General features: G+C 46.6%; 12 protein-coding genes and 1 pseudogene. 7 read left to right on the top strand and 6 right to left on the bottom strand.

Annotated elements, in window-relative coordinates; genetic code table 11:
- The first annotated feature begins 96 nt into the window (after positions 1-96).
- Genes QVP94_RS18690 through QVP94_RS18680 form a run of 3 tightly spaced genes read left to right on the top strand, consistent with a single transcriptional unit; the run spans position 97 to position 3,798 of the window.
- Entirely contained in the window at positions 97-1,179 is a 1,083-nt protein-coding gene (locus QVP94_RS18690) for a DUF2027 domain-containing protein (protein ID WP_005858870.1), read from the top strand.
- On the top strand, positions 1,169-1,642 hold the full coding sequence (locus tag QVP94_RS18685; protein ID WP_005858868.1) for a CYTH domain-containing protein: 474 nt from the start codon (positions 1,169-1,171) through the stop codon (positions 1,640-1,642). The genes QVP94_RS18690 and QVP94_RS18685 overlap by 11 nt, the downstream gene beginning before the upstream one ends.
- Positions 1,639-3,798 carry a S46 family peptidase gene (locus tag QVP94_RS18680; protein WP_022193209.1) on the top strand — a complete coding sequence of 720 codons (2,160 nt, stop codon included), beginning with the start codon at positions 1,639-1,641 and terminating at the stop codon, positions 3,796-3,798. The genes QVP94_RS18685 and QVP94_RS18680 overlap by 4 nt, the downstream gene beginning before the upstream one ends.
- Before the next feature lie 161 nt (positions 3,799-3,959).
- Here the strand turns inward: QVP94_RS18680 and QVP94_RS18675 are convergent, their stop codons facing one another.
- From QVP94_RS18675 to hemW, 3 genes are all read right to left on the bottom strand, one after another.
- Positions 3,960-4,127, bottom strand: coding sequence for a DUF8506 family protein (locus tag QVP94_RS18675; RefSeq protein ID WP_005858864.1), 168 nt, complete (start codon positions 4,125-4,127; stop codon positions 3,960-3,962).
- Entirely contained in the window at positions 4,120-4,719 is a 600-nt protein-coding gene (locus tag QVP94_RS18670) for an ATPase (protein WP_005858862.1), read from the bottom strand. The genes QVP94_RS18675 and QVP94_RS18670 overlap by 8 nt, the downstream gene beginning before the upstream one ends.
- Before the next feature lie 117 nt (positions 4,720-4,836).
- Positions 4,837-5,964 carry a radical SAM family heme chaperone HemW gene (hemW, locus tag QVP94_RS18665; RefSeq protein WP_005858860.1) on the bottom strand — a complete coding sequence of 376 codons (1,128 nt, stop codon included), beginning with the start codon at positions 5,962-5,964 and terminating at the stop codon, positions 4,837-4,839.
- A 190-nt stretch (positions 5,965-6,154) separates the two neighbouring features.
- Between hemW and fusA2 the strand changes: the two genes are divergently transcribed.
- From fusA2 to QVP94_RS18650, 3 genes are all read left to right on the top strand, one after another.
- The gene (gene fusA2 / locus QVP94_RS18660) at positions 6,155-8,311 is read left to right on the top strand and encodes an elongation factor G2 (RefSeq protein WP_005858833.1); all 2,157 of its coding nucleotides are present in this window, start codon (positions 6,155-6,157) and stop codon (positions 8,309-8,311) included.
- Between the two features lie 159 nt (positions 8,312-8,470).
- A complete protein-coding gene (locus tag QVP94_RS18655) occupies positions 8,471-9,241 on the top strand; it encodes a UDP-2,3-diacylglucosamine diphosphatase (protein ID WP_005858831.1) in 771 nt (256 codons plus the stop codon).
- Positions 9,238-10,392: a glycosyltransferase family protein gene (locus QVP94_RS18650; RefSeq protein ID WP_005858829.1), complete on the top strand. Its 1,155-nt coding sequence runs from the start codon at positions 9,238-9,240 to the stop codon at positions 10,390-10,392. The genes QVP94_RS18655 and QVP94_RS18650 overlap by 4 nt, the downstream gene beginning before the upstream one ends.
- Positions 10,393-10,495: 103 nt before the next feature.
- On the opposite strand, the gene QVP94_RS18645 is transcribed toward QVP94_RS18650, so the two are convergent.
- Both QVP94_RS18645 and QVP94_RS18640 read right to left on the bottom strand, forming a co-directional pair.
- The gene (locus tag QVP94_RS18645) at positions 10,496-11,776 is read right to left on the bottom strand and encodes an O-acetylhomoserine aminocarboxypropyltransferase/cysteine synthase family protein (RefSeq protein ID WP_005858827.1); all 1,281 of its coding nucleotides are present in this window, start codon (positions 11,774-11,776) and stop codon (positions 10,496-10,498) included.
- A 70-nt stretch (positions 11,777-11,846) separates the two neighbouring features.
- Positions 11,847-13,175 carry an MATE family efflux transporter gene (locus tag QVP94_RS18640; RefSeq protein ID WP_005858825.1) on the bottom strand — a complete coding sequence of 443 codons (1,329 nt, stop codon included), beginning with the start codon at positions 13,173-13,175 and terminating at the stop codon, positions 11,847-11,849.
- A 74-nt stretch (positions 13,176-13,249) separates the two neighbouring features.
- Here QVP94_RS18640 and QVP94_RS18635 point away from each other — a divergent pair, with 74 nt between their 5' ends.
- Entirely contained in the window at positions 13,250-14,137 is an 888-nt protein-coding gene (locus tag QVP94_RS18635) for a TIM barrel protein (protein WP_288213318.1), read from the top strand.
- A gap of 107 nt (positions 14,138-14,244) precedes the next feature.
- Here the strand turns inward: QVP94_RS18635 and QVP94_RS18630 are convergent.
- A pseudogene (locus QVP94_RS18630) lies at positions 14,245-14,497 on the bottom strand (glutamine synthetase type III); the annotation flags it as partial.

The raw sequence follows: 14,497 nt of genomic DNA, 5'->3' as shown, positions 1-14,497 counted from the left end.
CGTTTGTACGGATTCCGGGTGCAAAAGTAGTAAATAGGTTTCGGATTCGCGGATTATTCCCTAATTTTGTGCGCATAATATAATAAGGTATAGAATATGAGTATTCAAATAGGTGATAAAGTTCGCTTCCTGAATAGTGTGGGAGGTGGAGTCGTACGTGGATTCCGTGGAAAGGACCAAGTGTTGGTTGAGGATGAGGATGGGTTTGAGGTTCCTGCCTTGATCAAGGAATGTGTCGTGGTTGGGGGCAATGATATGCAAGTGCATAGCTCGAATCGCCCGAAAGTACAGGCTCCGGTAGAGACTCCTTCCCCAAAGAAGCCTGAACCCAAAGAGGAAAAGGTCGAGGAGACACCGGAGGGAGAGCGTCTGAATGTGTATCTGGCTTATCTCCCGGTCGATCCGAAGGCGTTTCAGCAATGTGGCTATGAGACGTATTTCGTGAATGATAGCAATTACTATTTGTTCTTCAATTATATGAACCGAACGAATAATAGCTGGACAAGTCGTTATAACGGGATTATCGAGCCGAATACGAAAATATTCCTAGAGGAGTTCGGTAAGCCGGAGTTGAATGATCTGGAAAGGATCTGCGTGCAACTGATCGCTTTCAAGAAGGATAAACCCTATTCGTTGAAAAACGCCGTATCTGTAGAGTTGCGCTTGGATACGGTTAAGTTCTACAAGCTTCACTGCTTTATGGAGAATGATTTCTTTGAGGAGGATGCCTTGATTTATCCGATTATCCGCAATGACTTGCCCGAGAGAGAACTATTGGTCTCTGCGGCGGAGTTGAAGGAAGCTATGCAGCAAAAGGTTCGTGAGGAACGTAGGGTTCCCCGGCAAATCGTGAAAAAGAAGCCGACGAATAGCGCTATCCTTGAGATCGATTTGCATATAACCGAATTGTTGGATAATACGAATGGATTGAGCAATGCGGATATGCTGACGTACCAGTTGGGAAAATTCCGTGAGGTGATGGATCAGTACGCTCTTAATAACGGACAGAAGATTGTCTTTATCCATGGAAAAGGCGATGGTGTACTGCGTAAGGCGATCGAGAAGGATTTGAAGACCCATTATAAGCAACATTATTTTCAAGACGCTTCTTTCCGCGAATATGGCTTTGGTGCGACGATGGTAACGATTAAGGCTGATACCTCGAAACATGGCCATTGAGATAGAACGGAAATTCTTGGTCTCCGGTGATTTCTTACCGGAGGCTGTTAGCTCCACCCGTATCGTGCAGGGATATATTTGCTCACAGCCCGGACGTACGGTTCGTATTCGTATCCGGGGAGAGGAGGGATTCCTAACGATCAAAGGCGCTTCGGATGAGAAAGGCTTGAGCCGTTATGAGTTCGAACAAAAGATTCCTCTGGTGGATGCCGAGCGGTTGTTGGAACTTTGCGAGCCGGGTGCGATCGACAAGGTTCGTTATCTGGTTCCCAGAGGCAGCCATACGTGGGAAGTCGATGTTTTCCACGGAGCGAATGAAGGGTTGATCCTTGCGGAGATCGAGTTATCGTCTGAGGACGAGCCTTTTGAGAAACCGGCTTGGCTTGGTAAGGAGGTAAGTGGAGATCGCCGTTATTATAATTCAATGTTGACAAAACATCCTTTTAATAGTTCAAATACATGAAGAAACTCTTTTTATCTGTAGCGGCCGCTATATTGGCGTTTCCGGTCTTGGCCGATGAGGGCATGTGGCTGCTCCCTTTATTGAAGCAACAAAAGTTTGCGGAGATGCAGGCCCTTGGTCTGCGATTAAGCGATCAGGAAGTGTATAGCGCCGAGGCTCCTTCCTTGAAAGACGCCGTGGTTCGTTTTGGCGGTGGTTGTACGGGCGAGATGATCTCTCCGGACGGGTTGGTGCTGACGAATCATCATTGTGGTTATAGTAGCATCCAACGGCATAGTACCTTGGAACATGATTATCTGACGGACGGCTTTTGGGCGATGTCTCGTGATAAGGAGCTTCCGAATCCGGGATTGACGGTTACTTTTATCGATAAGATCGACGACGTGACGGATTATGTGAGGACGGAACTGAAAAAGATCACGGATCCGAACAGCATGGAATTCTTGTCCGCTAAGTACTTGAATGGCCTCGCTAAAGCGAAAGTAGGTGAGAAGTTCTTACAGGATAACCCCGGTACGGAAGTCGAGATCAAGGCTTTTTATGGAGGTAATAAGTACTATATGTTTACCAAGAAGATCTATTCGGATGTCCGTTTAGTCGGTGCTCCCCCTTCCTCTATCGGTAAGTTCGGGGCGGATACGGATAACTGGATGTGGCCTCGCCATACCGGAGACTTCTCTCTTTTCCGTGTGTATGCCGACGCGAACGGAAATCCGGCACCTTATTCGGAAACCAATGTCCCGCTTCGTCCGAAACGTTGGCTAAAGCTTTCTTTAAAAGGTGTGGAGGAGAACGATTATGCCATGATCATGGGGTTCCCCGGCCGTACCAATAAATACTATACCTCATGGGAGGTAGCTGAACGTCGGGATATAGATAATGCGGTACGTATTAATATCCGTAATCTCCGTCAAGAGGCGATGCTGGAAGAAATGCTGAAAGATCCGCAAGTCCGGATTCAATACGCTAGTAAGTATGCAGGTTCTACGAACGCTTATAAGAATGCGATCGGTAGTAACTGGGCGATCAACAAACGTAATTTTGAGCAGGTGAAAAACGATGAGCAGGATCGTTTGATCGCTTGGTCGAAGAAGATGTGTGAGCCTGCTTATCCGGAAGCGCTTCTGACATTGGAGCAGATCGTTAATGATCGTAAGGATTTGCGTTTCCGTAGTTGGATGTTGGATGAGGCATTGAGCCGTGGCATCGAGTTCTCCAAAGTTCCGACCGATATCGAGACTGTTTGTGAGGCTTTGGAGGGGAAAGATCGTTCCGAGCAGCAAAAACAGGTCACTCAATTGGAGAGGGCTTTCCACCGTTTCGCTGATAAGGATTATGCGCCGATGGTTGATAAGAAGATAGCAAAAGTCATGTTAAAGGAATATAGGCGTTTGGTCGCTCCGAAGTCGCAGCCGGCTTATTTTTCCGTAATCGATAGCAAGTTTAAGGGGGATGTGGATAAATTCGTTGATTATCTGTTTGATAAATCGATCTATGGTAGTGAGAAGAACTTCAATGCGTTCAAGGAGCATCCGTCTGTCAAAACTTTGAGAGAAGATCCGATGATTCTGTTCGCACAATCCGTAAAGGATGAGAAAAAGGCGTTAGATAAGGCCTTGGCTGATTTTGATGCCGGATATGCGATCGCCCATCGTGCGTATGTGAAAGGACTTTTAGCGATGTATGGAGACTTGGCTAGTTTTCCGGACGCAAACTCTACGCTTCGTCTGACTTATGGGCAGGTGAAAGGTTACAGTCCTCGTGATTGCGATTATTATGGTCATCAAACCACTTTAGACGGCGTCATGGAGAAGGAGGATTCTACGAATTGGGAATTTGTGGTTTCTACTCGTTTGAAGGAATTATATCAAGCAGGAGACTTTGGCCCTTATAAGATGCCTAACGGTAAAATGCCGGTTGCCTTCTGTGCTACGACCCATACAACGGGAGGGAACTCCGGTAGTCCGGTATTGAATGGACAAGGAGAGTTAATCGGTATCAATTTCGACCGTAACTGGGAAGGAGTAGGAGGGGATATCCAATATCTGCCCGATTATCAACGCAGTATTATCGTAGATATCCGTTATGTCCTATTCGTAATCGATAAATATGCCGGAGCCGGTTATTTATTGAACGAGATGGAATTCTCAAGATAGAGAAGTAAGTTAACTTCGTGGGCGAAGTATGTTAACTGAAATGCCGAAGTATGTTAACATACTTCGCCCATGAACCTAAGTTCCTTTTTCTATAAAGCCAAAAAGAGGAGACATATCCTTGAAAGATACGTCTCCTCTTTTTGTATATGTATATCTATAACTTAATAAATCTTGTCAAGATCAACAGCTTTGACTCTGAAGATATGACCGTTACGAGAGAATACCAACTCTCCGTCTTCCTTCTTCTTCTGATTCACCAAACGCTGAAAAGCTATATTTGCACCTTTTACTATATTCTCTTCGAATTCTCTAACTTCTTGCTCATTCATGATGTTCAAGTTTTGTAAAAATATCTAGATTATACACTTCCCTTTTATCATTCTTGAATCCCTTGGCGATCACTTCCATGGGAGACATCGAATTATCAGTTATCATCCAATAGTCACTAATAGGAAGGTATAGCTCGAATAAATTGTGGATACCGGCCTCATACCGACGCCGTATCGTTGCTTCCGGAATATTGTGACCTCCGGCGGCTACCCTCATTTTCACACGTTCCACAGCTAGATCCGGCGTATTCAGCCAGAAGTAAAGCAATGTAACATAATAACCTTCCCTTTGTGCTTCCCGTATCAGGTTTGCGACTGAACGGGTGGCCAGCGTAGTTTCCATTGCGAAAGTCTCACCAGCACCGATGAGTTCCTTTATCCGCTTATACATAATACGACTAGCTTCAACGGCGACGGCTATACTGTCTGCATTAAAAGGGGAAAGTCCCTTGGCTATCTCGTCTGAGTTAACAAACTCCCTACATTTTAGCATTTCTGGTAAAATCGTGAAGGAAGCTGTTGTTTTTCCTGCTCCGTTGCAACCTGATATTATATACAAATATGGCACTGTTTGCTGTTTTTGATGCTGCAAATATATGTAATAGTTTTTTAATATGCGTCGTTTTATTTCTCAAAAATCGTGAAAATGTGCAGGAAATGTACTTTTAACTAACAGGTTTGTTGGAGAAAGTGGTGGTTTTGTTAATTTTTATACCCAAAGTAGATCACTCATGATTCCGTCGGAAACGAAGATTCCTGACTTGGATAAAATCAATTTGTCACCGGTTTGTAATAAGAGACCTTGGTTGATATGGGGTTGAGCTTGCTTTTGACAATAAGAAAGGAGCTTCCTGCCAAATTTTGTCTGGATATCAGCGAAAGAGACTCCCCACATGGTTCGAAGGCCGGTGATGATGAAGTCGTTGTACCGGGTGCATAGGTCTAAATCCTCGGATTCTATTGTCGGATGCCCATTTTCTATACCTTCTATATATATAGGTAGAGAAGATGGATTCCATTCCCGGTCTATCCCGTTATAAGAATGGGCGGAAGGACCGAGGCCTAGATATTTCTTTCCGGTCCAGTAGGAGCTATTGTGCTTGGAGAAGAACCCGGGACGGGCGAAATTAGATATCTCGTAATGCAAATAGCCTGCTTCTGCCAACCGATCTATTAATGTGGAAAAGAACGAGACGCTTAACTCCTCGTTTATGGGGGTCACTTTTCCCGCTTCCAGCAATTTGTAAAGTGCGGTACCTTCCTCGTAAATGAGGTGGTAGGCGGAAAGATGGGGAACATCCAACCGGATCGCTTGTCGCAAATTCTCTTCCCATGCTTGCTGCGTTTGGTTGGGGAGTCCGTAGATCAAATCGATACTGATATTTGTAATCCCATATTCCTTGCATAGTTCTACTGCTTTAATCGCTTGTTCCCGGTCATGGCGACGATTCAGAAAACGCAAATCTTCCGGATGAAAACTCTGTACACCCATACTGACCCGGTTAAAAGGATAATTACGGAGAAGCGATACATATTCTCGTTTCATGTCATCCGGATTCGCCTCTAAGGTAATCTCCGCTTGCTCGGCTACATCAAAATGACGATAGATGGCCTCGAATATCTTGCCAAAATCCTTCTCGTCTAATTGAGAGGGGGTGCCTCCCCCGAAGTAAATGGTTTCTAATGCTTCGTTTCCTATATATCCCTTCCGCAATTCCATCTCTTTTATAAGTGCGTTTATATACGGCTCTTTATACTTCATCTCCGTATTGGAAAAAAAGTCACAGTATAAACACCGCTTGGCGCAAAAAGGAACGTGGATGTATAAACCTGCCATCTGTATGGACACAATTATATCTTTACACAAAGATATAATTTAAATTTCAAAAAACCTTGCTGCTGCACAACATAGTTCTCAAACACCGGGCGATAATTGCTTTTTTCCTTTACAATCTCTAATTTGCGCCCTCGTGAAAGTGATTCACGCCAAATAAACGTATTGTTAAACTCAAATAAATCCTGATATCATGAAAGTATACCAAACAAATGAAATTAAGAACATCTCTATCTTGGGAAGTTCGGGCTCTGGGAAAACCACTCTCGCTGAAGCTATGCTTTACGAGGGTGGAGTTATAAAACGTCGCGGCTCCGTTGAGGCAGGAAATACGGTGTCCGATTATTTCCCGGTTGAGAAAGAGTATGGATACTCAGTTTTCTCAACCGTTTTCAGTGTTGAGTGGCAGGATCGGAAGCTGAATTTCATCGATTGTCCGGGTTCGGATGATTTCGTGGGAGGAGCTGTTTCCGCTCTGAATGTCACGGATACGGCACTGATGGTATTGAATGCCCAGTACGGTGTTGAGGTTGGAACCATTAACCAGTTCCGGTATACTGAACAATTTCATAAACCGGTGATTTTCGTTGTCAATCAGCTTGATAATGATAAAGCCGACTATGAGGGAACCATCGCCCAGTTGAAAGACCGTTGGGGCAGTAAGATCGTTCCGATCCAATATCCGATTAGCTGCGGCTCTTCTTTCAATGCCGTGGTGGATGTATTAAAAATGAAGATGTATCGTTGGAAACCGGAAGGTGGAGTTCCTGATGTATTGGAAATCCCCGCCGAGGAAATGGATAAGGCGATGGAGTTGCATCAAGCCTTGGTGGAAGCCGCCGCTGAGAACGATGATACTTTGATGGAGAAATTCTTTGAGGAAGGTGCCTTGAGCGAGGATGATATGCGTGCCGGTATCCGTGCGGGCTTGGTTACTCGCGGTATGTTCCCGGTATTCTGCGTATGTGCCGGTCGTGATATGTGTGTTCGTCGTACGTTGGAGTTCTTGGGTAACGTGGTTCCTTGTACCGACAAGATGCCTCGTCTGATTACTACGGAAGGCGTAGAGGTGACTCCGGACTCGAATGGTCCTACTAGCTTGTTCTTCTTCAAGACTACCGTGGAACCTCATATTGGTCAGGTTTCCTATTTTAAAGTGATATCAGGAAAAGTAAAAGAAGGTGACGATTTGATGAATGCCGATCGTGGTTCCAAGGAGCGTATCGCACAGTTATTTGCGGTAGCCGGACAAACTCGTACCCCGGTTACGGAAATGGTGGCGGGTGATATTGGAGCGACCGTTAAGTTAAAGGATGTTCGCCGTGGTAATACATTGAACGGAAAGGGTTGTGATTATCGTTTCGACTTCATTAAATATCCGGATCCGAAATATCGTCGTGCTATCAAGCCGGTGAATGAGGCTGACGCCGAGAAGATGATGGAAATCTTGATACGTATGCGCGAGGAAGACCCGACATGGGTAATCGAGCAGTCCAAGGAATTGAAGCAGACAATCGTTTCCGGTCAAGGTGAGTTCCATCTTCGTACATTGAAATGGAGAATCGAGAATAATGATAAATTGCCGATCGAATATCTGGAGCCGAAGATCCCGTATCGTGAGACGATTACGAAAGCGGCCCGTGCGGATTACCGCCATAAGAAACAATCTGGTGGCGCAGGCCAGTTCGGTGAAGTTCACTTGATTATCGAGCCTTATTATGAAGGTATGCCTGCTCCGGATACCTACCGTTTCGGCGGACAGGAGTATAAGATGAATGTTCGTGATACTCAAATAATCGATTTGGATTGGGGTGGTAAAGTCGTGTTCGTAAACTGTATCGTTGGTGGTGCTATCGACGCTCGTTTCTTGCCGGCTATCCTAAAAGGTATCATGGCTCGTATGGAGCAAGGGCCGTTGACGGGTTCGTATGCTCGCGACGTGCGTATTTGCGTATACGATGGTAAGATGCACCCGGTAGACAGTAATGAGATCTCTTTCATGCTTGCCGGACGTAATGCTTTCAGTACTTCCTTCAAGGAGGCTGGCCCTAAGATCTTGGAGCCTGTTTACGATGTCGAGGTTTCCGTTCCTGCCGATTATCTGGGAGATGTGATGAGTGACTTGCAAGGACGCCGTGCCTTGATTATGGGTATGAATAGCGAGAAGGGATTTGAGAAACTATTGGCGAAAGTTCCTTTGAAAGAGATGTCTAACTATTCTACTTCACTAAGTTCCATTACGGGCGGACGTGCTTCCTTTACGATGAAGTTCGCTAGTTACGAGTTAGTTCCTGCCGATGTACAAGAGAAGTTGTTAAAGGCTTACGAGGCTACTCAATCAGAAGAATAGGTAAAGTAAAATGTCATCATAATTTTTTAATATTTAAAGTTAAACGAGAAAAGGCCGGCTTTGTGAAGAGCTGGCCTTTTTGTTATGTCTTTTTCACTAGGTTGTCGTGAACTTGTAATACCGAAGGTGTTCTTTTGTATCATCTTAAACAAGGAAAAGATGATATTAAGAAAGTACTATCCGACTATTGTCCTCTCGGACATCCATCTGGGATCGGAACATTCCCGGACGGAGGAGGTCACCCATTTTCTCAAGCACGTAGATTGCGATCGATTGATTCTGAATGGTGATATCATCGATGGCTGGCAATTGAAGAAATCCGGTAAACGCTGGAAACAAAAGCATACCGATTTCTTTAAGGTATTGATGAAGATGATGGAGAAAAGGGGTACGGAGATTATCTATGTAGTGGGGAACCATGATGATTTTCTCGACAGCTTGGCTCCTTTTAAGTTCTCCAATATATCGATCGTAAAGGATTATTTGCTGAAGACGAGACAAGGAAAACGCTATTTCGTGACACATGGCGATATTTTCGATACGGTTACGACCCATATGCGTTGGCTTGCCATGCTTGGGGATGTGGGGTATACTTTTTTATTGTGGTTGAATAAGGTTTACAATCATCGTAGAGAGCGGCAAGGAAAACCTTATTTCTCTTTATCCCAAGAGGTGAAACACCGGGTGAAAAGTGCGGTCTCTTATATCTCGGAGTTTGAGAAAGAGTTGGTACGCTTAGCGGAGGCCAAGCATTTGGATGGGATTATTTGCGGCCATATTCACCAAGCGGCGAACGTATGGTATGGTAATGTGCATTATCTAAATTCCGGCGATTGGGTGGAAAGCATGACCGCTCTCGTGGAGGATGAACAAGGAGAGTGGGATATTGTTACATATAATAATGTACAACTATATGCGGATGCCGTATGAAAATCCTGTTTATCATACAAGGTGAGGGACGTGGGCACTTGACCCAAGCGTTATCCTTACGCCAGAAATTGATGGCCGAAGGACATGAGATCGTTGGTGTGTTGGTAGGAAAAAGTCCGGCCCGCCGTTTGCCGGATTTCTTCTTGAATAAGATACAATCGCCGGTATATCCGTTTGAGAGTCCGAATTTTTTACCGACGGCTAAGAATAAACAAGTGAGTTTGATGCGTAGCGTATTATATAATGTATTGCGTCTGCACAAATACATGGGAAGTATCCGTTATATCGACCGGATGATTCGGCAGACGGATGCGGATGTTGTCGTGAATTTCTACGAGCTGCTGACGGGGCTGACTTACTTACTTTTCCGTCCGAAAGCGACGATGGTATGTATCGCCCATCAATATCTATTCTTGCATCCGGACTTCGTTTTCCCGAAGCAGAGCACATTGTCGTTGGCGTCGCTACGATTTTTTACGAGATTAACGGCGATAGGCTCCGTCAAAAAATTAGCCTTGTCTTTTCGGAAGATGCGTGAGGCGCCGTTGGGAGGAATAGTCGTGGTTCCTCCTTTATTAAGGCAAGAAGTCTTGGATGCGGTTCCCTCGAACGGCAGTTATTTGCATGGTTATTTGTTGAATAGCGGGTTTAGTGAGGAGATCCGTTCTTGGCATTCCCGTCATCCTTCGGTTCCGATGCATTTCTTTTGGGATAAGAAAGATCAGCGAGCCGAGGTGATAATAGACGATTGCCTTTCTTTCCATCAGCTGGATGATACGTTGTTTCTACGTTATATGTCGGGGGCGAAGGCTTATGCTACGACCGCCGGGTTCGAATCCGTATGTGAGGCGATGTATCTGAATAAACCTGTATTGATGGTTCCTACACATATTGAGCAAGCTTGCAATGCTTACGATGCCTCTTTGTCTGGCGCAGGCGTTGTCGCTGATTGTTTTGATCTGGATGCGTTATTATCCATTTCGGAAAGCCATGTGGAGAATCCGGTTTTCCGGCATTGGGTGAAACAGGCGGATTGGCTTATTCTTCGTGAGTTCCGTGAGGATTTGTTGCGTGAGGAACATCCGGTAACGAGCCTAGGGAGGATTACGACAAATTGGGTGGTGCGTCTGGGGAGATTCCTGCCTATCTAGGAACTTATAGCAGTGTCATGCTGGAGAAGCAGGTGTGCCACGCTGATGGAACGGGTGTGCCATGCCGATGACATGGGTGTGCCATCAGCGTGGCACTGAAGTCTTATTTATTCAACGCTTGCTCGATATCGGCGATGATATCATCGGCGTTCTCGATACCTACAGAGAAGCGGATTAAGTCCGGAGCTACGCCAGCCTCTATCAATTGCTCATCGCTCAACTGGCGGTGCGTATGACTGGCCGGGTGAAGCACGCAAGTACGGGCATCCGCTACGTGAGTTACGATAGCGGCGAGTTTCAAGCTATCCATAAACTTGATCGCCACCTCACGTCCACCTTTCAATCCGAAGGATAATACGCCGCAAGAGCCATTCGGTAGATACTTCTTGGCGAGTTCATGGTACGGATTGCCTTCCAATTCAGGATAATGAACCCAAGCTACCTTATCACATTTCTGTAGCCACTGCGCTACCGCCAAGGCGTTTTTGCAATGCTGCGGTACACGAAGATGCAAGGTCTCCAATCCCAGATTCAATAGGAATGCGTTTTGCGGGGATTGGATCGCTCCAAGGTCACGCATCAGTTGGCTAGTCGCTTTCGTGATGAACGCTAATTTCCCGAATGCCTTGGTATAGGTCAATCCGTGGTAAGAAGGGTCCGGTTGGCAAAGTCCCGGGAACTTCTCGGCATGCGCTTTCCAATCGAAATTGCCGCTGTCCACGATACAACCGCCTACGCTCGTGGCATGGCCGTCCATATATTTGGTCGTGGAGTGCGTGACGATGTCCGCTCCCCATTCGAACGGACGGCAATTGATCGGCGTGGCGAACGTATTATCGACGATCAAGGGTACGCCATGATTATGGGCGATGCGGGCGAACTTCTCCACGTCCAATACCATAACGCCCGGATTGGAGATCATCTCGCCGAACATCGCTTTCGTGTTCGGGCGGAACGCCTTGGAGATCTCTTCCTCGCTCGCGTCTTGATCTACGAACGTGCATTCGATTCCCAGCTTCTTCAAGGTAACGGCCAGTAGATTATAAGTACCTCCATAAATGCTGGTTGCGCTTACGATATGGTCGCCAGCCTCGCAAATATTGAAGAAAGCGAAAAAGCTAGCGGCCTGCCCGGATGAGGTCAGCATGGCAGCCACGCCACCTTCCAACGCCGCGATCTTGGCGGCTACAGCCTCGTTTGTCGGGTTTTGAAGGCGGGTATAGAAATAGCCGCTTTCCTCCAAATCGAACAATTTAGCCATCTGCTCACTCGTCTCATACTTGAATGTCGTGCTTTGATAGATCGGGAGGACACGGGGTTCTCCTTTCTTGGGTTGCCAACCGGCCTGTACACACAGGGTTTCCGGTTTGAATTTGTTATCCATATAGGTTGTTTTTTTTATTGAATGTCATTTTAATCGCGAATGTACGGAAAATCGGTAAGAATTGTTCCGCTTACAAGATCTTCTTCTGTAAGATACTGAACCAGATGAAAGCGACGATACCTTTTAGCATGCTGGAAAGGCTGATCGCCCACCAAACACCCGTAATACCCAGTCCCGCTGCCGCCAGCCCGATGGCCAAAGGTATGCGCAGGGTGTTGCACGAGATGCTGATGATCGCCGGTGGAACCGTTCGGCCGGTACCGTAGAACATGCCTTGCGTGGTAATTTCCAACATCATGAGGATCATCGAATAGCCATCGATCCGGAGGAATATGCCGCCAGCCTCGTAAGCGGCTTGCTCCGGCACGATCAGTGAGAAGACCTCGCTACCGTAAAAGACGAATAGCAAGGTACAGAGCACGCCGATGATCGAAGTCATTTTAAGCGTCGTATGATAAGCGGTCAGGATACGTTCTTTCTTGTGTGCGGCGTAATTCTGGGCGGTGAAAGCGGAGAGGGCCGTACTGAAGCCTTGTGAGGTGTTCCATGCGATCGCCTCCATTTGTCCACCTGCCGTAAGCGTCATCAAACCGATATGCCCTCCGTAGGTGGAAGCTGTACGGGCCATAAAAAGATTGATGATCGCGAAGAACGTATTTAATAACGCTACCGGCAGGCCCAATTGGAAGATCCGCTTGGTGTAGCGTTCCTTTAAACGGACAAAGAAAGGGAATCCACCGAACAATTTATTGCGGCATTTTAGCTGATAGACGAATAGTCCGCAAACCACCGCTTGGGAGATCCACGTAGCCCAAGCCGCACCTGCCGTACCCAAATGGAAGCCGAGTATAAATAAAGGATCTAGCACCATATTCAGTAAAAGACCTGTTCCGCTGATATAAAATGGAATCTTACTCAATCCCGAGGCATTATGAATCCCGGTAAACGCCGCCGAGAGGAAGATAAATGGGAATGCGGAAGCGACGATTCTCAAATATTCCACGGCGTTCAACGCAATCGGTTCCTCCAGTTTGTAGAAGCCGATAATCGGACGAGCGAGGACGAATAGCAAGAATCCCCAGCAAAGCGAGAGGATCAAGGCGATCGTTAGGTTATGGGAAGCGAATCCTCGGGCATCTTCCACGTTTTGCGCCCCGATACTTTGCCCGACACTCACCTCCGAGCCTACTTTATTCAAGTAAGAGATCGAGTTCGTCATCCAAGTAAGGATACCAACGGCGCCGATAGCGGCTACGGCCTCGCTTCCCAACCGGCCTACCCAAGCCATGTCGGTGATGCTATAGGCCATTTGGATAAATGAGGTACCCATGATCGGCATCGCCAGATTGAATAGTTGCCGGGAGATGACCCCTTCGGTCAGATTTTTTGTTCCTTGCATGATCGTTTGTTTAAATGTGCGCGAAAGTAGAAATAATTTTGCTACCTTTAGCGCCGTTAATCTTAAAGAATAGTATGATGATAACGAGACGGAATTTTTTGAAAGCGGGTGCCGCTGTGGCTGCGCTGAGTGTAGTACCGAACGGCTTTGCCTCTATCTTGGCTAAGAAAGAGAAAGCGATAGGTGTACAGTTGTATAGTGTCCGGGACGACTTGAAGACGGATTTTGACGGTACGATGAAGGCTTTGGTGGATATCGGTTATAAACGGATGGAAGCCGCCGGTTACCGGGATGGCAAATTCTATGGGAAATCCCCGGCCGAGATGAAGAAATATCTGGCGGATCTGGGTGCCCGTATGGTAGGTTCCCATACCGGAAGCGGTTTGCTGGCGGAGGGTGATACCAAGGGATGGGACTTCTGGAAAAAGAATGCCGCCGATACGGCAGAGGTAGGCTGTAAATGGATTGTTCAGGCGGGTTATCCCTCCAAAGATATCAAGAGCCTTTCGGACGTGAAGCGTTTAGCGGATCAATTTAATAAATGTGGTGAGATCGCAAAGGCGAACGGGTTGCGTTTCGCTTTCCATAACCATGTGGATGAATTCCATGAGTTGGAAGGAAAGATCCCGTTCGACGTGATGATCGAGAATACGGACAAAGGGCTGGTTACTTTCCAGATCGATACGGCTCAATTAGTGTATGGCGGTTTTAAATGTCATGATTACGTGAACTGTTATCCCGGTCGTTTCGCCAACTGGCACTTGAAAGACGCGAACGCAGATGGAAAGGGCAGCACAGAGATGGGCGCCGGAATCGTAGACTTCAAATCCTTATTCGCTGTGGCGGAGAAAGCCGGATTAGAGGATTACTTCATTGAGCAAGAGCGTTATAATATGACACCGTTGCAAGCGATGAAACATGATTATGACTTCTTGATGAATGCTTCTTATGTGAAGTGGTAAACGGGAGTATAGGCGTAGCCTTATGCCAGTATCGGTGTAAGGCTGCGCCTATATCAGTGTGAGGCTATGCCGATACTGGCGCAAGGCAACGCCAGTACTGGTGTTTTTTATCGGATAAACAGGAGTTCCCTATACTTCGGCAACGGCCACATCTGGTTGTCCACCATCAGCTCCAGATCGTCGATATGGTCACGGATCTCATCCAAATAAGGGGCTACCGAGTCGTGGTAAGCGATCGCCTTTTCCCGCATATCGGTCAAGCGGTTCGCTTTCTTGCGGGCCTCTACCATCTCATCCACTTTCTTGGTCACGGCACAGATATGCCCGGCTATCTTACGAACCAAGCGACGGGGCTCTTCC

This window comes from Parabacteroides sp. CAG:2 (genome assembly GCF_000436315.1).
GTDB lineage: Bacteria > Bacteroidota > Bacteroidia > Bacteroidales > Tannerellaceae > Parabacteroides > Parabacteroides distasonis.
The sequence above is the reverse complement of the archived record's forward strand: the minus strand, read 5'-3'. Positions and strand labels throughout refer to the sequence as shown.